This window comes from Corynebacterium aquilae DSM 44791, assembly GCF_001941445.1.
In the GTDB taxonomy this organism is placed as follows: Bacteria; Actinomycetota; Actinomycetes; order Mycobacteriales; family Mycobacteriaceae; genus Corynebacterium; species Corynebacterium aquilae.
Genome location: NZ_CP009245.1, coordinates 2,212,484 through 2,230,493, shown reverse-complemented (window position 1 = coordinate 2,230,493; position 18,010 = coordinate 2,212,484). Strand labels below are relative to the sequence as shown.

The 18,010-nt window shown below is 60.3% G+C and carries 15 protein-coding genes and 2 pseudogenes; 11 read left to right on the top strand and 6 right to left on the bottom strand.

The features are described 5' to 3' along the window. The first annotated feature begins 243 nt into the window (after positions 1-243). From CAQU_RS12845 to CAQU_RS09330, 8 genes are all read left to right on the top strand, one after another. Complete coding sequence (locus CAQU_RS12845; RefSeq protein ID WP_075727180.1) at positions 244-804, top strand: single-stranded DNA-binding protein; 561 nt, start codon at positions 244-246, stop codon at positions 802-804. 35 nt (positions 805-839) lie between these two features. Further along, on the top strand, positions 840-2,318 hold the full coding sequence (locus CAQU_RS13210) for a hypothetical protein (RefSeq protein WP_075727178.1): 1,479 nt from the start codon (positions 840-842) through the stop codon (positions 2,316-2,318). Between the two features lie 167 nt (positions 2,319-2,485). Beyond that, positions 2,486-4,156: an energy-dependent translational throttle protein EttA gene (gene ettA / locus CAQU_RS09355; protein WP_075727176.1), complete on the top strand. Its 1,671-nt coding sequence runs from the start codon at positions 2,486-2,488 to the stop codon at positions 4,154-4,156. Between the two features lie 178 nt (positions 4,157-4,334). Then, complete coding sequence (locus CAQU_RS09350; protein WP_075727174.1) at positions 4,335-4,898, top strand: hypothetical protein; 564 nt, start codon at positions 4,335-4,337, stop codon at positions 4,896-4,898. Further along, positions 4,895-6,058, top strand: coding sequence for a PrsW family intramembrane metalloprotease (locus CAQU_RS09345; protein ID WP_075727172.1), 1,164 nt, complete (start codon positions 4,895-4,897; stop codon positions 6,056-6,058). The genes CAQU_RS09350 and CAQU_RS09345 overlap by 4 nt, the downstream gene beginning before the upstream one ends. A 62-nt stretch (positions 6,059-6,120) precedes the next feature. Continuing rightward, entirely contained in the window at positions 6,121-7,041 is a 921-nt protein-coding gene (locus CAQU_RS09340) for an endonuclease/exonuclease/phosphatase family protein (protein ID WP_075727170.1), read from the top strand. Between the two features lie 91 nt (positions 7,042-7,132). Further along, a complete protein-coding gene (locus CAQU_RS09335) occupies positions 7,133-7,570 on the top strand; it encodes an acyl-CoA thioesterase (RefSeq protein ID WP_075727168.1) in 438 nt (145 codons plus the stop codon). Between the two features lie 168 nt (positions 7,571-7,738). Further along, on the top strand, positions 7,739-8,377 hold the full coding sequence (locus CAQU_RS09330; protein WP_084562992.1) for a DUF8185 domain-containing protein: 639 nt from the start codon (positions 7,739-7,741) through the stop codon (positions 8,375-8,377). Positions 8,378-8,462: 85 nt separating this feature from the next. Here the strand turns inward: CAQU_RS09330 and CAQU_RS09325 are convergent. Together CAQU_RS09325 and CAQU_RS13280 are read right to left on the bottom strand one after the other, a co-directional pair. Further along, a pseudogene (locus CAQU_RS09325) lies at positions 8,463-9,527 on the bottom strand (Na+/H+ antiporter family protein); the annotation flags it as partial. A 126-nt stretch (positions 9,528-9,653) separates the two neighbouring features. Continuing rightward, positions 9,654-9,824 (bottom strand): annotated as a pseudogene (locus CAQU_RS13280) (transporter permease); the annotation flags it as partial. A 308-nt stretch (positions 9,825-10,132) separates the two neighbouring features. On the opposite strand from CAQU_RS13280, the gene CAQU_RS09320 reads away from it, so the two are divergent. Next, on the top strand, positions 10,133-10,960 hold the full coding sequence (locus tag CAQU_RS09320; protein ID WP_157108972.1) for a mechanosensitive ion channel family protein: 828 nt from the start codon (positions 10,133-10,135) through the stop codon (positions 10,958-10,960). Between the two features lie 59 nt (positions 10,961-11,019). On the opposite strand, the gene CAQU_RS09315 is transcribed toward CAQU_RS09320, so the two are convergent. The 4 genes from CAQU_RS09315 to CAQU_RS09300 all read right to left on the bottom strand — a co-directional run bounded on the left by CAQU_RS09315 (position 11,020) and on the right by CAQU_RS09300 (position 14,997). Then, positions 11,020-11,775 carry an iron ABC transporter ATP-binding protein gene (locus CAQU_RS09315; protein ID WP_075727162.1) on the bottom strand — a complete coding sequence of 252 codons (756 nt, stop codon included), beginning with the start codon at positions 11,773-11,775 and terminating at the stop codon, positions 11,020-11,022. Beyond that, positions 11,772-12,794 (bottom strand): iron chelate uptake ABC transporter family permease subunit, encoded by a 1,023-nt coding sequence (locus CAQU_RS09310; protein WP_075727160.1) that lies wholly within the window; start codon positions 12,792-12,794, stop codon positions 11,772-11,774. Before CAQU_RS09310 ends, CAQU_RS09315 begins: the two co-directional genes overlap by 4 nt. Continuing rightward, the gene (locus tag CAQU_RS09305; protein ID WP_075727158.1) at positions 12,784-13,728 is read right to left on the bottom strand and encodes an ABC transporter permease; all 945 of its coding nucleotides are present in this window, start codon (positions 13,726-13,728) and stop codon (positions 12,784-12,786) included. The genes CAQU_RS09310 and CAQU_RS09305 overlap by 11 nt, the downstream gene beginning before the upstream one ends. 204 nt (positions 13,729-13,932) lie before the next feature. Then, positions 13,933-14,997 carry a siderophore ABC transporter substrate-binding protein gene (locus CAQU_RS09300; RefSeq protein WP_075727156.1) on the bottom strand — a complete coding sequence of 355 codons (1,065 nt, stop codon included), beginning with the start codon at positions 14,995-14,997 and terminating at the stop codon, positions 13,933-13,935. Positions 14,998-15,417: 420 nt separating this feature from the next. Between CAQU_RS09300 and CAQU_RS09295 the strand changes: the two genes are divergently transcribed. Next, entirely contained in the window at positions 15,418-15,834 is a 417-nt protein-coding gene (locus CAQU_RS09295; RefSeq protein ID WP_084562988.1) for a globin, read from the top strand. A 236-nt stretch (positions 15,835-16,070) separates the two neighbouring features. After that, the gene (locus CAQU_RS09290; RefSeq protein ID WP_075727152.1) at positions 16,071-17,966 is read left to right on the top strand and encodes a KAP family P-loop NTPase fold protein; all 1,896 of its coding nucleotides are present in this window, start codon (positions 16,071-16,073) and stop codon (positions 17,964-17,966) included. Positions 17,967-18,010: the final 44 nt, after the last annotated feature.

Here is an 18,010-nt window from a genome sequence, read left to right as displayed (position 1 = left end):
AGCCTCACAAATCCACCAAAACCCCCACAAACACCCAAAACACACCACAACGAGGGTGCCCGAAAGGGTAGGGGGCGGCGCAGGGTTTTCCCGCAACACCCAGCTGGGCACAGTGTGCACAAACCCCACCTTGAACCGGCCACCGCACCAACAATCCACACCCATCTGCCCGCACCCCCTAGCCCGCCGACGGCCAGCTGCTTGCATGGCAGCCACACCCCTTATCCCACAGAAAGGTCCCCCATGGCCCTGCACTCCTTTACCGCCGTCGGCATGATCTGCTCCGACCCGCACTACAAACAAACCGCCCCCAACCAAGGCGTGACCAAATTCCGCCTCAAAGCCACCAAATCCGCCCGCACCGCCGACGGCCAATGGATCGAACAAGACAGCCTCTGGCTCACCGTCGAAGCCTGGGGGCAGCTCGCCGAAAACGCCCGCCGCAGCTTGAGCAAACTGATGAACGTCATCGTCGTCGGCACGCTCGTCACCCACGAATACGACAACGAGCGCGGCGAACACCGCTCCACCACCGTCCTCAAAGCGCACGCCATCGGCCCCGACCTCAACCGCTATCTCGTGCCCGAACCCACCCCGCACGGCAGCGCCGACATTCAACAGCGCGAACAGTACCAATCCCTCGACGACCAAGGACTGCACACCTGGATCGACTCCTCCACCATCGAACCCCGCTACAACGACCGCGACGCGCAACCCACACCCCGGGCCCACAACCGCAGCCCCAAACTCACCAACCACCCGCCCCACCAACCTCACCCGCCCCAGCTGACCGCCATCAAATAAAACCCACCCACCCTCACCCCCTATACTCAACGGCCATGCATACCAGGGACCACCGCACCACCATCACCGCCATGGCCACCGCCCTCACCCTCACCGGAGCACTACTGGCCTCCCTGGTCACCGCCCCACCCGCCAGCGCCCAGCCCACCTGCACCCTGGTGGGCAGCGCCCAAATCCCCCTCGCCGGGCCCGGCATCGCACCCCACACCATCCCCACCAGCTGGGCAGCCGCCCCCGGGCCCCACACCGTCGCCCTGCGCAGCAACACCCACAGCTTCAACCAGCGCTACCAATTCGCCCTCCACGACGGCAACCTCATCACCCGCGCCATCGACGGCGATAGCACCTGGCGCATCGTCCCTTTGCCCGGGTGCCTCAGCGGGCGCATCACCGCCCTATCCGCCGACGACGATGAAGTCGCCCTGATCGCCACCGACGGCTACATCTACACCCTCGACCGGGTCACCAGCACCCCTGCCGAATGGAACGTCACCAGCCGCTGGGGCGCGCCGTTTTGGCAAGCACCCGGGCGCCAACTACCCACCACCGGCATGGGCAAATGGTCCTACAGCGTCAACAACCGCAACTACGACCACCACTACCTCGACGCAGCCGCCCGCCCCCACACCATCGGTGCAGGGCGCATGACCATGATCGCGGCGCTAACCGGCGATGGCAGCGACATCCTCATGCTCGACCCCTGGCTGCCCAACGACGACTCCTACAAAGTCCCCGCACCCGAAAACGGCCGCTTCAAAGCCACCCAAATCTCCACCTCCGCATCCACCTTCCTCGTCGCCAACGACACCGGCGAGATGTACGTGCGCAGCTGGGACTTCGACCGGGCCGGCAGCGATGTGGTCTTCTTCCGCTACCACTGGGATCGCCGCGACCACCTGCCCACCGCGCCCAGCAAAATGGCCGAAACCTTCAACCCCGCCTACGCCGCCAACCAACTGCCCGTCCCCGACTGGACCCGCCTGCCCGCCATCCCCGGCGCCCTCAACTCCGGCATCAGCGTCAGCGCCCCCAGCCCCCGCACCCGACTCATCCGGGCGGCAGGCACCCACAACGGAGTCGCAGGCACCTGGGACATGCTCGTCCCCGTCGACGACATCGAACTGGGCACCATGGACACCCACCACTGGAGTTTCACCCCCGCCGACATCGAACTAGGCCCCGCGCTCAACAACCTCGGCGCAGACCACACGGCCGAACTGTCCGCACCCCGCGGCCCCGCACTGACCACCACAGTCGCCGGCCAACCCTTAAAAATCGAACACTTTGACCTGCGCACCGACCGCCTGGAAGCCACCTACGGCGGCCAGCCCGCCACCCTGCACATCGTCGACGGGCTGCGGGTAGCGCCCAACGGGCCGGAACTCAACCAATGGCCCCGACACATGCACGGAGCCATCGAACTGGAGCAACCAGGCAATTCCGTGCGCGGCACGAAAATCATCCCGGTCACCTTCGTCGTCACCGACACTGCCCTGGTGATGTACCCTCTGTAGGAACCCGTAAACACCAGCGACGACCGCAGCCACATGCCGCCCACCTCTTTAACGGGCAGGCACAGGCGGCGGGGAAGAAAAAATTTTCGCGCCGATGTTTACACCTCGCACACCCGCGCGCACCACACAGCGCGCACACGATTACTTATTTGGGAGTTAAACCACTTATGGGCGAATTCATCTACACGATGAAAAGTGTCCGCAAGGCACACGGCGACAAAGTCATCCTCGACAACGTCACCATGGCCTTCTACCCGGGCGCCAAAATTGGTGTTGTCGGCCCCAACGGTGCCGGTAAGTCCTCCATCCTGAAAATCATGGCTGGCATCGACCAGCCCAGCAACGGTGAGGCCTACCTCGAGCCGGGCGCCACCGTCGGCATCCTGCTGCAGGAACCGCCGCTGAACGAAGAAAAAACCGTGCGCGAAAACGTCGAAGAAGGCCTCGGCGAAATCTTCGAAAAGAAGCAGCGCTTCGAAGCCATCGCCGAAGAGATGGCCACCAATTACACCGACGAGCTCATGGAAGAAATGGGCAAGCTCCAAGAGCAGCTCGACGCCGCCGACGCGTGGGAGATCGACTCCAAAATCGAGCAGGCCCTCGACGCCCTGCGCTGCCCGCCCGGCGACGCCCCCGTCACCCACCTGTCCGGTGGTGAGCGCCGCCGCGTCGCACTAGCCAAACTGCTGCTGTCCGAGCCCGACCTGCTGCTGCTCGACGAGCCCACCAACCACCTCGACGCAGAAAGCGTGCTCTGGCTGGAGCAGCACCTCGCGAAATACCCCGGCGCCGTCCTCGCCGTCACCCACGACCGCTACTTCCTCGATCACGTAGCCCAGTGGATCTGTGAGGTCGACCGCGGCAAGCTCTACCCCTACGAAGGCAACTACTCCACCTACCTGGAAACCAAGGCAGAACGCCTCGAGGTCGCAGGTAAGAAGGACCAGAAGCTGCAAAAGCGCCTGAAGGAAGAACTCGCCTGGGTTCGTTCCGGCGCTAAGGCACGCCAGGCCAAGAACAAGGCCCGTCTGCAGCGCTACGAGGAAATGGTCGCCGAAGCCGAGAAGTACAAGAAGCTCGACTTCGAAGAAATCCAAATCCCCACCCCGCCGCGCCTGGGCAACCAGGTCGTCGAGGTCAACAACCTCACCAAGGGCTTCGACGGCCGCACCCTCATCAAGGACCTGTCGTTCACCCTGCCGCGCAACGGCATCGTCGGCGTCATCGGCCCCAACGGTGTCGGCAAGTCCACCCTGTTCAAGACCATCGTCGGACTCGAGCAGCCGGACTCCGGCGAAGTCAAGGTCGGCCAGACCGTACAGCTGTCCTACGTTGACCAGGGCCGCGAAAACATCGACCCGGAAAAGACCGTGTGGGAAGTCGTCTCCGACGGCCTGGACTACATCCACGTCGGCCAAAACGAAATGCCGTCCCGCGCCTACCTGTCCGCCTTCGGTTTCAAAGGCCCCGATCAGCAAAAGCCCTCCAAGGTTCTCTCCGGTGGTGAGCGCAACCGCCTCAACCTCGCACTGACCCTGAAGCAGGGCGGCAACCTGATCCTCCTCGACGAGCCGACCAACGACCTGGACGTCGAAACCCTGTCCTCCCTGGAAAACGCCCTCCAGCAGTTCCCGGGCTGTGCCGTGGTCATCTCCCACGACCGCTGGTTCCTCGACCGCACCTGTACCCACATCCTCGCCTGGGAAGGCAACGTGGAAGAAGGCAAGTGGTTCTGGTTCGAAGGCAACTTCGAAGAGTACGAAAAGAACAAGGTGGAGCGCCTCGGCCCGGAGGCCGCCCGCCCCTCCCGCGTCACTCACCGTAAGCTGACCCGCTAACAAAAAGCGGCCAAAACCCGGCCCCCTGACGTCACCGTCGGGGTGGCCGGGTTTTTCGTGCCCAAAAAATCAGGGCAACCCCCGATAGCCAGCACCAATGGCCAAGACGTAATGTTTTGGTGTTTGTGTGAAACGGCCACGACGCAATGAAGCAATGAAGCAAAGGAGCATCCCCGCCGTGAAAAAAGTCCCCATTCGCGACATAAAACCCGCGCTAATGATCGTTGCCCTCCTAGGCTGCACCTGGGTAGTCCCCGCAGCCCTGGCCGCGGTGGTGCACGCCCCAACCGAACTCGTCGCGGGCGATGGCGCGGACAGCGTCGAGGTGTACGGCAAACTGGTGTCCTACACCGCGCCGGTCGGGTGGGTGGAACACCGCACCGGCGAACTGAGCACCACCAGGTACACCGACGGGGACAACCTCATGTCAGTCATGGCGATCGGCGATGCCACCGATTTTGCAACCGCCGCGAAACGCACCGCGAAAATCCTGTCCGACGAGGGACAAGCCATCGTGCTGGGGGAGGGCACCCGCACCACGCCCAACGGGGTAGAAATCATCGACTGCGCCATCGTGGACGCCAACGACGGCAAAGCTGGCCCCTGCGTCATGGCCTTCAAAGACACCACCCTGGTCAATGTCAGCGCACTATCCAGCGACCTGGATGCCGAACTGCCCATCGACCAACTCGTCGACTCCATGACCATCACCGACCACGCAGCCGCAGGTGAACGCTCATGACCGCAACCACGCAGCCACAGCCCCACACCACCCACAACGCCACCGCGGGAGCACACGAGTTTTTCCGCCCCCAATCCGCCCTATGGTGGGCCTATTGCGGCCTGGTAGCGGTGGGCACCTCCGGCATTTTGATCGCGGTCTCCCGCGGTTTTCTCGCCGCCAAAGATGCGCTCTGGCTGACCACCCCACTATTTGCCATCACCCTGGTGCTGTTCGTGATGATGGTGCTGGCCTGCGATCCCTATCGGGCCCGCCGTCCCTGGGTATTCGCACTGGGAAGCCTCGCCGGCGGCACCGTGGCAACCTGGCTGTCACTGCACGGAAACCAGGCGATCACAAACGTGGTTACCGCACTGATGCCAGATGCGGTGGGGGAGAAATGGTCAGCAGCTATCGCCGGACCCACCACCGAAGAATGGTCGAAAATGCTGGTCATCATGCTGGTGATGCTCATCGCCAACCACACCTGCACCCGCATCATGCACGGATTGCTGTTGGGCGGGTTCGTCGGATTGGGCTTCCAGCTCTTCGAAAACATCATCTACGCCAGCAACAGCGCGCTGAGCAACGCCAACAGTGACCTCAGCGGCGCGTTGAGCGTGACCGTGATGCGAAGCCTGGTGGGAGTATCCTCCCACTGGTTGTTCTCTGCGATCGTGGGCACAGGGGTGGCGATCCTGGTGGGACGCTCCGTTCGCCAGTTCTCGCTCCCCCAACGCATCATTCGCTTCCTCGGGCTGTTCCTGTGCGGCTACAGCCTCCACTTCTTGTGGAACTCCCCAGTACCTGAGGGAGACATGGGCGTGGTCGTCCTCGTGGCTAAAGTCCCGCTGATCATCATGGTGTTCGTGATCGTATTGCGGTGGGTGTGGAAACAGGAACGCAACTGGCTGACAGAGGTCGACCAAAAAGTCAGCGCCGACTACTTCGCAGGACCTGGCCGTGAGAAGGAAAACTCCGCCGGGCTCGACTTTGACTTAAGCGACATCCGCGCAGCCATCGGAACCCGCAAACAGCGGGTCAAAGTCCGCAAAAAGATCAAAAGCACCCACGGCAAACAGGCGGTGAAAGAACTCACCACCCGCCAAAAACATTATGTGGACGCCCTCCAGGCGTGGGGGCGCCGCGACTCCCAGATCGACTCCGACATCTGGAACTAACCCCCACGCAGCCCTGTGGGCGGTGCGGTAGGTGAGGGTGGGATTTTCCTAGGATGGAACCCATGAAACTTCTCACCCTCAACGCCCACGCCTGGCTGGAATCCGAGCAAGTAGACAAGATTGCCCGGCTGGCCGAGTTCATTGTCGACCGGGACGTTGACGTGGTGGCCCTGCAGGAGGTCAACCAGCTGCGCCGCGCCCCGAAAACCACTGCCGCCGAGGGGTTTGTTGGGGGGACGCGCCGGGAGGTGCGGGCCGATAACTACGCCCTGGTGTTGCGACGTTTTCTCAAAGAGCTTTCGCAGTCCTGTTGGCAGTGGGCGTGGGTGGACGCCCATATCGGTTTCGACAAGTACGACGAGGGGGTGGCGGTGTTGTCGCGGCGGCCGATTGCTGAGGTGGTTGCGCTGCCGCATTCCACTGTTTACGACTACGACAATGTGCGCCGCCGGATGAGCGTGGCAGCCAGGGTGGATGCTGGTGTGGCTGGCCGGGAGGTGTGGGTGGTCTCGGGGCACTTTTCCTGGTGGCGGGATCCGGCCTTTGGTCCTGCCACCGAGCAGGGTTTTCCCTTAGGCCAGCCGCACCAGGACGCCGATGAGTTTATTTTTCGGGCGGAGTGGAATCATTTGTTGCCCCAGTTGGAGCGGTTGCGGGCGCAGGCGCCGGTGGTGCTCGCCGGCGATTTCAACAATGCCGCCAGTGTTCGCGGGGAGGGCTATGACCTGGTCACCGCCGGTGGGATGTGGCGGGATTCCTTCCTGATTGCCGATGAGACTTTAGGTGAGGCGACCGTGCATAAGCGGATTGCGGGGTGGCAGGACAATGTGGAGGCCTTGCGGATTGATTATGTCTTTGTCTCCGCTGGGTTGGGGGTGCACAGTCATGAGGTGGTGTTTGCGGATGATTCATCCTGTGCGGTGTCGGATCATTCGGGGATCTTGGTGCAGATCCACGTAGGGGAGGAGAGGTGTGGTGTGTGACGCAGAATATTTTGTGTTAAAAAACGTGTTTTTTCTTGCCTTATCCTGCAGCGATGGAAGGTTTGGCAGCCGGGTCCTATACTGGTGAACCATGAATGAGAGCGCACATTCCACTCACGTCGATGTCCGATGGTCTGACTTTGACCGTTTCGGTCACATCAACAATGTGGCCTACATCGAGCTAGCCCAGGAAGCCCGCAACATCTTCGCCGTGGAGGAGTTTGTCGGCCGGGGGCTGCCGGTTCCTGCAGTGTTCGTCAAGCACATGGAGGTCGATTACCTCCGCCCGATCCTGCCGGATACCACCCAGGTGCTGGTCACCACGAGTGTTGTGCGTATCGGCACCACCAGCTTTACCACCCGCCAGTCCGTGTTCGATCGCAATGGCAATGAGTGCGCCGTGGTGACGTGTGTGCAGGTGGCGGTCGATGTGGCTACCTCCACCCCGCGTCCGATTACCGCCAGCGAGGTCAAGGTGTTGCAGCTGGGTGCCCCGGCTAACGATGAGACTAGCGACAACGCGGACTAGCTGGCCGAAGTTTCGCCAGGCCCAGGAGCTAGCACTTTTTCCATGGACCTTATCGAGTGCAAGGCCAGGCCCTTAGACAAGGGTTGGCCTTGCACTTGGCGAGGTCTTTTTTCATTTGATTAGTACCCGACGCTGTCGCCCGTGGGGCAGACAAAAAGGCGGATTTTCGTGATTACTGTGATCGATTCCAAGCAGTCCCTGTTGGCGATGCTGCAGCGCGCTGTGAAGCTGGATGAGCAGTGCGCGGTGCGGGCCCGGAATTTTCCGGCCCCCACCCCCACGGTGGAGGTCTTTGTGACCACACCTTTTGAGGTGTTTGCGGCGCGCCGGTGCCAGGGTTCGGCCCAGCCGGATCAGGTGGTGGTGGCGGCGCGTGCCTTGGCGGAGAAGCTAGCGAGCACGGTCGAGGAGGCGGCACCGACCATGCTGGCAGCGGGTGGTGCGGCACTGTGGCCGGGCGCATTGCCCCCAGTGGAGGGCTTTAGCTGGGTTGATGATGTGCCGGTCAGCGTATTGCGTGAGCTCGCCAACCAGGGGGCGGCGGCCGCCCAGGAGGTTAAGTCCGTGGGGGTTCCCACCAGCCTGTTGAACCAGACGGTGCTCACGGTGGACGGCGTTGAGATCGGGATGCGCCTGGTGTGGGCAGCCCGCCAGCTGGGGTTCTTGCCGCTGGAAGGCGCGCAGCTTCCGGCGGCCGCCACCACTGCACGGGTTAGTGCTGCGGGCAGTTGGGTGCGGGTCGATACCTGGCTGGGCAGCGTGTACCAACGCAGCGGTGGCCCGCTGTCGCTCACCCCGCTCGGATAGGGGCCGCGATACTGGGGGTGGGCAGAAAAAACCCGTGCCCGCCGGGTGGTAGCCCGGGGCACGGGGAATGGAAAGATAGGTGAATTTACAGCACCATCGCTGCGGCCCAGCCCGCGATCAGCAGCGGGATGTTGAAGTGTAGGAAGGTCGGAATCACCGAGTCGCGAATGTGGTCGTGCTGGCCATCGGCGTTAAGACCAGAGGTCGGGCCCAGCGTGGAGTCGGAGGCCGGGGAACCGGCGTCACCCAAAGCGCCCGCAGTGCCGATGATGGCGACGGTTGCGATGGGGCTAAACCCAAGGGAGACACACAGCGGCACATAGATCGCGGCGATGATCGGCAGGGTTGAGAACGAGGAACCGATACCCATGGTGACGATGAGGCCGACCAGCAGCATCGCGAACGCGGCGGCGGCCTTGTTGCCGTTGAACAATTCCGCAGTGGAGGTCACCAGCGGGTCGATGGCGCCAGTAGCGCTCATCACGGCCGCGAAACCCTGGGCGGAAATCATGATGAAACCAATCAAGGCCATCATCTTCATGCCGGCGGTAAACACGTTGTCGGCTTCGCCCCATTTCACTGCACCGGTGACCAGGAAGGTGGCCAAACCAACCAGCGCGCCGACCATCAAGGAGTCGGCTTCAAATCCGGTGGACTGCATCCACAACTGCACCGCGAAGGTCAACACGATGGCGACCAGCGCGACGATGACGCGGTAGCGGCTGACCGGCTCATCCTGGGGGTCGAGTTCGCTCAGCGCACCGGCAGCACCCTTCGGGGTTTGGCTGCCCTCGATCGGAAGATCGGCGTACACACGCGGCTTGCGGTAGGAAATAAACACCGCGATCAGCAAACCGGCAAACATGCCCAGGGCGGGAATGCCCATCGCGTGCATCACACTAATGCCATCAACGTTCAGGCCGGCGCTTTCGATGTTGCCGAGCAAAATCTCATTGAGATAGATCGAACCGAAACCGATCGGGACGAACATGTAAGTGGTGACCAGACCGAAGGTGATTACACAGGTCACCAGGCGACGGTCGAGCTGCAACTTATTCATGACCACCAGCAGCGGCGGCACGATCAGCGGAATGAAAGCAATGTGAACCGGGATGACGTTCTGGCTCATGATTGCCATGGCGAGCAAACCACCAATGATGGTGAACTTCACCGCCGTCTCGGTGGTCTTTTTAGCGCTATCGCTTTCAACCCCGATCCGGCCAATCAGCCAGTTAGCTAGCAATTGTGGAAGACCCGACCCGGCAACTGCCATGGCGAAGGCACCAAGCAGCGCATAGGAGAAGGCAATTTTGGCGCCGCCTGACAAACCGTCCTGGAAGGCCACCAGGGTGCCGTCCAGTCCGAGTCCGCCAAGCATGCCGCCAACGAGGGCACCGATGAACAGTGCGAGGACGACGTGGATGCGGGACACTGACAGGATCAGCATCACCAGCACAGCTATAAGTACAGCGTTCATGGCGCTTAGGGTATCCCGAGAGGATTTCTTTTCAGGAATTGCTCCCGCCCCGCTTACCCCCGTTTTTGCCCCCGTGTTTTTCGGCGCAGGGTGCCCGGTTATGTGGCTTTTGTGGTCTGCTTCACGAGGAAGGTGGGGTGGGATGGGGGCAATCGCGGGGCGCCCTGGCGACCCCACCCCACCACAAAACCCACCGCGCAGGCTGAAAACGACCGGCACGCGCCCCTTTTCGGCACCCTTTTTAAGTTTGGCGCCAAACTCCACTAGCCTTGGCGGTCGTGAAACTACTCACCGTTGAACACCTTGCTGACAAACCCCTCAAAATCGCCATCATCCTGCTGCTTGCCCTCATCGGGCACATCGTCTTCAGACAGATAGTGGCCACCCTGTGCCGGCGTGCAGCCCGCGGTGACGGCACCCGCCAAAAAGCCCGCCTACAAACCCTCTCCGGTGTCGGAAAATCCGCCGTTGCCATTGTGGTGTGGACCTGGGCGGGTATGACCATCCTGTCCACCGTCGGCATTAACGTCGCCCCACTGATTGCCTCCGCCGGGGTTGCCGGCGTCGCCCTCGGATTCGGCGCACAATCCCTCGTCAAAGACTTCCTCACCGGTATTTTCATGCTCATCGAAGACCAATACGGCGTCGGTGACACCGTCACCATTGGTGATGTCACCGGCGAAGTGGAAGCCGTCACCCTGCGCCTGACCACCATCCGCGACATCGACGGCACCCGCTGGTACATCCGCAACGGCCAAGTAACAGAGGTCGGCAACGCCACCCAAGAAATCGTCAACGCCCGCGTCGACGTGCCTGTGGGCCTGTCCAACACCGTCGAAGACGCCCTCGCCGCCATCGGGCACGCCGCCACCCTTGCCGCCAACGACGAGGAACTTAAACACCTCGTCGCCGGCGAACCAGTCGTCGACGGGGTCACCCAAGTCGAAACCGACCACATGGTCATCCGGGTACACGTCCCCACCCACCCCGGCCAACAGTGGAAAATGAAACGCGAAATGCTCGCCCGCATCATCCCCGCACTCAAAGACGCCCAAGTCGCCACCGCCTACCCCCACGGCGTCGGCATCCCCCATCCCCAAAACTAACCACCACACACCACCGCCCCGCAACCTATGGTTGCGGGGCAGTTCGCATCAAACGGGGCCTAGAAATACGAGGCCAACAAACCCTCCTGCGTCTCATGCACCCGCACCGGGGTATGAAACACCCGCGTCAACGTCTCAACATTCATGATCTCAGCCGGGGTACCAAACTCCGTCACCTGACCCTTATTCATGCAACAAATATGGTCAGCATAGTGAGATGCGAAATTAATATCGTGCACCACAATCACCACCGTGGTACCCAACTCATCCGCCGCCCGCCGCAACTGCCGCATCATCTGCACCGAATGCTGCATATCCAAGTTATTCAACGGCTCATCCAACAAGATGTAGTCCGTATCCTGAGCCAACACCATCGCCACATACGCCCGCTGCCGCTGGCCACCAGACAACTGATCCAAAAAACGATGCTGCAGCTCACCGAGTCCCAAAAACTCGATGGCATCGTCAATGTATTTCTCATCAGCCACCGTCAACCGGCCCTGCGTATACGGAAAACGGCCAAAACCGACCAGCTGGCGCACCGTCAACCGCGTCACAAAATGATTTTCCTGCCGCAAAATCGACACCGTCTTTGCCAACTGCCCACTCGGCGTAGAAGCCACATCCAAACCACCAACAGTGATCGTGCCCTCATCCGGGGTCAGCAGCCGACCCATCATCGTCAACACCGTCGACTTACCCGCACCATTGGGGCCCACCAAAGCAGTAATCCCACCGCGTGGAATATCCAACGTAATCGGACCAATCGCCGTGTCCTCGGAGTACTTCTTTACGACGTTGTTCAAACGAATCACAAGCGTCCCTTTCGCATAATAAAAATAAGGAAGGTGGTACCACCGATGAGCTCGATGATGATCGTGACGGCGCCCTCCGCATAAAAAACATTGCGCATGAGGAAATACGACCCCACCAAAATGACATAGCCAATCAGCACCGACATCGGCAGCAAGAAGCGATGGTCATAGGTATCGCACAGCTGATACGCCAACGTCGCCATCAAAAACCCCAAAAACGTCATCGGCCCCACCAGCGACGTCGTCATCGCCATCGCCAACGACACCAAAAACAGCGTCACAATCGTCTCCCGACGATGACGCACACCCAAGTTGTTCGCAGTATCCCGGCCCAAAGCCAACACATTCAACGTGCGACCCCGCAACTGCAACACCACAGCCGTCACAAGCGTCACCGGAATGACATATTTCAGATAGCTGGTCTCCGCATTGGAAATATTTCCAAACAGCTTCGCCGTCAAAATATCGAACTCACTCGGCGTCAACAGCCGCTGCATGAAACTTGCCAGTGATCGCAAGCCGCCACCCAACACGATGCCCACCAACAGCATCACATGCAGATTGCCCAACTTGCCGGACAGCAACCAGGCATACAGAAGGCCAGAAAAACCAACCATCAACACAACCTGCAACAAAAACGCCCCGTCGCCCTGCAAAGCGGTCACACCGGCAGCACCCAAGAAAAAGACACTCGCCGTATGCAACGCCACATACAACGCCTCAAAACCCATGATTGATGGAGTAATGATGCGATTGTTCGTCACCGTCTGAAACGCCACAGTCGCATAACCCTGACAGATAGCAACCAGCAGCATCACCACAATTGCCGTCGACCGCATCTTCGCGATGCGCCAATACCCATCACTGCCAAAAGGCAAAGGGTTATTCCAGCTGAGTAAACCAAAAGTGAAGCCCACCGCGGCAATCAGCAACCCGGCAAACGTCAACCACCACAAGCGGCGCGCCCGGGGAGAAGCAAAAGTCGTCGTCGAAGAACCCGAGGAACGTTTAGGCAGCATTCTTTCGTCCCTTCAAAATCAGGAAAATGAACACCGCGGCACCCAGCACGCCCAAAATCAGCGACACTGGCACCTCAAACGGGGCAATGATCGTGCGAGAAATCAAATCACACACCATCAACACCCAAATACCCAACAAGAACACCCACGGCAGATTACTGCGCAAATTATCGCCCCGAAACAGCGACACAATATTCGGCACAATCAGCCCCAAGAAAGGCAGCGAACCAATCACCACCGTGGTCACCCCCGTGACCACACTGATCATGGCGACACCAATGAGCACGATGCGGTGATAATTCAAACCAACATTGGTGGCGATGTCCTCGCCCAAACCAGCCACGGTGAAACGATCCGCCACCACAAACACCAACACACTCATCACGGCCACGATCCACAACAGCTCGTAATTACCCCGCACCACCGAGGTGAAGTTACCCGCAAACCAAATGCCGAGGTTTTGCAACATGTTGGTCTTCAGCGCGACATAGGTCGAAATCGCCGACACCACCGCGCCGAGCATGATGCCCACAATCGGAACAATCAGACTCGACTTGAGCGTGATACGGCGCAAAAACATGAAAAACACCATCGTGCCCACAAAAGACGCAACAATCGCGCCGATCATTTTCTCGGTCAAGCTGGCATTTGGGTAGAAAATCATCACCAGCAGCAGGCCCAAGCCCGCCCACTCAGTGGTGCCGGTGGTGGAAGGTTCGACGAATTTGTTCTGGGTCAGCAACTGCATCACCAAACCGGACATCGCCATCGATGCCCCGGCAAGAACAAGAGCAATGGTGCGCGGAATGCGAGTAATCGCAAACATGCGCCACCCATCGTCAGTGCCGGTGATGTCATAAACACCAACAAACAGCGAAGCCACAATCAGGCCGACTGTTAACAAAAACGCCGCAATATAGCGGAGTCGAAACATGGGAGTCTTTCGCGTTGGCTTGGGGCCTACAACGCGCCACACGCGGGTGTGCGCGGGTGCGCTGGGCGGGGTGGGTGAGAGGTTATGTGAGCACTGATAAAAGACGCGTCATGCGAAAGCCCGGCGAGGCGGCCACGCTAGCGGTGGCCGGCCGTCGTCGGGCGGTGCGCTGAAGAAAAACAGCGAAAGAACGCAGGCTATAAGTTAGGCGCCAGTGTTCTTGGAGGCGTTCTCCATGGCTTCAGCCATCTGGTTGAGCAGCTTGGTGTAGGCCTGAATGTCCTCGGTCTGGTAGAAGTCCGGCTCCAGAACGATGATGTTGCCGTTCTTGACTGCGGGCACGGACTGCAGTGCCTCAGAGTTGGCAATCAGGTCAGCGGCGGACTTGTACTCCGGCTTGTCGGCGGCCACAGCAGCGTCGCGGTCGAGAACGATGATCCAGTCGGGGTTAGCCTGGGCGATGGCCTCGACGGAGATGTCGTCGCCGGTGTGCTCCTTGGAGGCGTTTTCAACCTCGAGAGCCGGGGTTAGGCCGACGATGTCGAAGACCGGGCCGACGGAGCGACCCACGTGGGGTGCGGCGTAGTTGATGTCGCCGCCGGAGGTCAGCAGACCCATGACGGTCTCGTCCTTGTTGTAGGCCTTCTGGGCGCGCTCGATGGCGGCGTTGAAGTCCTTGACCAGCTTGTCGGCTTCCTTCTGCTTGTCCAGGGCCTCGCCGAGCATGACGGTCTGCTTACGCAGCTTCTCGTCCAGAGGCACATCGTCGCCGCCGAAGCCGCTGCGGATGTCGGTGTTCACGACCGCAGCGTTCGGAACCAGCTGCTTGATTTCATCCAGGTACTTGCCGAAGCGGTAGCCGGTGAGCACGAGGTCGGGATCCTCGGCAACGAAGACCTCCATGTTCGGCTCACGGTGGTTGCCGATGTTGTTGATGGAGGAATCAGTCTTGTAGGGGCTGGTGGAGGCGATGACGCCCTGCGGTGCAGCCACCAGCTTCACACCCCAGTCGTGGATGGTGCGGAAGACAGTGTTGTCGGTGGCAATCACGCGCTGCGGCTTGTTGGGAACCTCCACGGAGTTGCCGTCGGCATCGATGACGGTGTGGGTGCCCTTCTCGTCGGCGGCGGCCTCAGTGGCGGTGCCCTCGGCGCTAGCTGCGGCGGCGGTGCTCTCTGCGGTGGTGGAGTCGTCGTTGCTGCTGCAGGCGCTCAAAGCGAGGGCGGCGGTCAGGGCGGTGGCCAGGAGGCGCATACGGGTACGGCGCAAGGAAATGCTCCTTAGGTCGTGGTCATCATCAATCGATTGATGGATCCAAAAGTCGTTCGTGGGTTACGCATTCGGTATCGCAACGATGTGAACCCTATCTAAATGATGGGAGTTAGTAAACACTTCCTTGGTTTAACATTCCCCCTGCCGGGGGTAGTGAGTGTAGGGTGACCAACCCCAATTGAGACCTGGGTTCAGCTGGTCGATCGCGGCGAGGTGGGCAATCACTTCGATATATGAGCAAATAATGCTGGATAGGGGCCTGGGGGATGCCTGGCAGTACATATAGGCAGGGGTACCCTCAAATCGGATGAGTCGGGCGAAACAAAAACTCTATGAAACCCATCACTTTTTTCCGATGGCGTCCCGCACCTCACGCCCAGACCCCGTCAGCCTCTGTTGAGGTCTACTCTCGTGACTATGGATCAACAGATGCAAAGCTTCTACGACAGCGTCGGTGGGGAAGGAACCTTCCGCCAACTCGTCCACGGTTTTTACACCCGCGTCCGCGAAGATGACCTGATTGGGCCGATGTACCCCCACGACGACTGGGAGGGTGCCGAAGACCGCCTCCGCTGGTTCCTCGCCCAATACTGGGGAGGCCCCCAAACCTTTAACGAAAACCGCGGACACCCCCGGTTGCGGATGCGCCACAACCACTTCGTCATCGGGGAAAAAGAAAAAGACCGCTGGCTGGAAATGATGAAGGCCTCCCTCGATGAGATCCCCGCTGATCAGCTTGATGATGCCCACCGCGCAGCAGTGTGGGACCACATGGAGCGCGTCGCCAACATGCTCATCAACCACTCCGAAGCCTTCCCCCACCCCCACGCCTAAACGGCACCAAGCTGCCACCCGGCAATCTCATTGCTGCACGCCCCGACTTTCCCCACAGAAAGTCGGGGCGTTCCCGTATTACCCCCAAACTGAGTCGCCCGCTCTTAAGCGCCAGGCCCCGTGAACTGGAACAAGCGCACACCAGCAACGCACCCCATAAAACCCGACAGCCGATTTCAGCAACCCCGATAGGCTCGAACACACACCTCCCCACACCGTGAAAGGGCCTACCCACCATGTTCGGACGCAAAGCCGCAGCCGTCTTATCAGCCACAGACAATCCAGTGGGCCAAGGCAACAACCACGACCTGCTCAACCTCGGCAACTACGCGACAGGCCTGGCGGCGTTCATGCGCGGCTGCGAAACGCCCATGACCGTGGCCATTCAAGGCGACTGGGGATCCGGCAAGACCAGCCTGATGAACATGGTGCGAGAACTCCTCGACAGTGGCGAAACACAACCACCAAACCAGCGGCCCGAAACCCCAGCCGCGGTGAAGACCATGTTCTTCAACACCTGGCAATACTCCCAGTTCGACATGGGCGACAACCTCATCCTCGCGCTGATCTCACAGTTCATCGACCACATTTCCCCAGAAACCCCGGGTGCCCAGCAAGGGCAAAAACTCAAAAAGACCCTCGCGAAAATCGCGCGCACCCTCGGCGTTGGGGTGGCCACCGAAGCAGCCTCCGTGATCCCGCTGCTCCCATTACTGGTCAAAGCCGTAGACGGCGGCATCGACGCCTACGCCAACACCTTGAGCAGCGAGGAACTCAGCGAACAGGCCCGCTCGGAACTGCAAGGCAACACCAAGATTCTGAGCGAATTGCGCGAGGAACTTCGAGAACTCGTCGCAACCAGCCTGGCCGGCCGCTACGAACGATTAGTGGTCTTTATCGACGACCTCGACCGCCTAGAGCCTGCCCGGGCGGTGGAACTGATGGAGGCACTCAAACTGTTCCTCGACGTCGAAAATTGCGTCTTCGTGCTGGCCATCGATTTCGAAGTCGTCAAACAGGGAGTCAAAGCGAAATACGGCAGCGAATTCGACGACCGCAAAGCGCAAGCATTTTTCGACAAGATCATCCAGGTGCCTTTCCACGTCCCGGTCAACGCCTACGAAATCAGCTCCCTGCTCAAAGGGATGCTGGAAGGCATCCTGGTCGACAGCAGCCAAGACATCGACCCGCACCTCATCGACGCGATCCGCTATTCGATCGGCAACAACCCCCGTTCCCTCAAGCGCCTGGTTAACACCTTCGGCCTGTTGACCATCATCGATGACCAGCACACAGACACCAACCAGGCCACAACCCAGCGGAAAGAATGTCTCCTGGCCGCCCTGTGCATGCAAAGCGCCTACCCCCGCTACTATCAGCACTTCAACCGGCGCCTGATGAGCTTAGGTGACCCGCAGGATGCGCCAGAGTTCGCCAGCTTCATCCACGCCGACATCAACTTCGACGAGGACGACTCCGAAAAACATCTCGACAAGCTTTCCGAATGGGGCATCCGGGGCGAGGACGCCGAACAATTTGAACTGTTTTTGCAAAATTTCGCCGAAATCTTCACCGGTGAAGGGGAAAAATCCAACCAGGCGGCGGCTTTTGAACAATTGCGTGCCAGCATGCACATCTCGGCAATCACCGCGGTTGGAAACTCGCATTCCAAGCCCGACGTCACCTGGAACTATGGCCTGGATGCGGTCGCCGGCGTCTTGCGCGACAAGCACGCCATTTCGTCTGAGAGAATCGACTGGTTTGAACAGCTCTATGGGGCCGTCAATGAAGGAGAACAGCGGGTAGCGACCTCGATCGGCCGACAGGCAGAGGCCAAGTTTAAGGTGAGCCTGCCGGGTGGTGAAGAAGGCACCCTGGTCAGCCAGATCCGTTTCCAGGCCACCGCGACGCAGGTGTCGATGGTGAAAAACAACCTGGCCCTTCGTGATGAGTTGGAGCAGCTGCTGCGCGCAGCGGGCTTTACAGACTCCGAACTAACTATTGGTGAAGGAAAATCGGGCAACTTCATGATCGCGGTGCGGCAGATGACCCCCGAAAATACCCCACCAACCTCTACCCGTTTTGCCGCATTGGTGGAGTGCCTGCAAAAGGCCCACGAGGTGCTGGCCTAAGCAGCGAAAAAAGGTTTTGGCCCGACACTGTGTGTGCCGGGCCA

What these genes read in the sequence shown, in the direction of transcription:
- CAQU_RS12845 (WP_075727180.1), top strand. Translation starts at nt 244, where the DNA reads ATGGCCCTGCACTCCTTTACCGCCGTCGGCATGATCTGCTCCGACCCG.
- CAQU_RS13210 (WP_075727178.1), top strand. Translation starts at nt 840, where the DNA reads ATGCATACCAGGGACCACCGCACCACCATCACCGCCATGGCCACCGCC.
- ettA (WP_075727176.1), top strand. Translation starts at nt 2,486, where the DNA reads ATGGGCGAATTCATCTACACGATGAAAAGTGTCCGCAAGGCACACGGC.
- CAQU_RS09345 (WP_075727172.1), top strand. Translation starts at nt 4,895, where the DNA reads ATGACCGCAACCACGCAGCCACAGCCCCACACCACCCACAACGCCACC.
- CAQU_RS09340 (WP_075727170.1), top strand. Translation starts at nt 6,121, where the DNA reads ATGAAACTTCTCACCCTCAACGCCCACGCCTGGCTGGAATCCGAGCAA.
- CAQU_RS09335 (WP_075727168.1), top strand. Translation starts at nt 7,133, where the DNA reads ATGAATGAGAGCGCACATTCCACTCACGTCGATGTCCGATGGTCTGAC.
- CAQU_RS09310 (WP_075727160.1), bottom strand. Translation starts at nt 12,794, where the DNA reads ATGCTGCCTAAACGTTCCTCGGGTTCTTCGACGACGACTTTTGCTTCT.
- CAQU_RS09305 (WP_075727158.1), bottom strand. Translation starts at nt 13,728, where the DNA reads ATGTTTCGACTCCGCTATATTGCGGCGTTTTTGTTAACAGTCGGCCTG.
- CAQU_RS09295 (WP_084562988.1), top strand. Translation starts at nt 15,418, where the DNA reads ATGGATCAACAGATGCAAAGCTTCTACGACAGCGTCGGTGGGGAAGGA.
- CAQU_RS09290 (WP_075727152.1), top strand. Translation starts at nt 16,071, where the DNA reads ATGTTCGGACGCAAAGCCGCAGCCGTCTTATCAGCCACAGACAATCCA.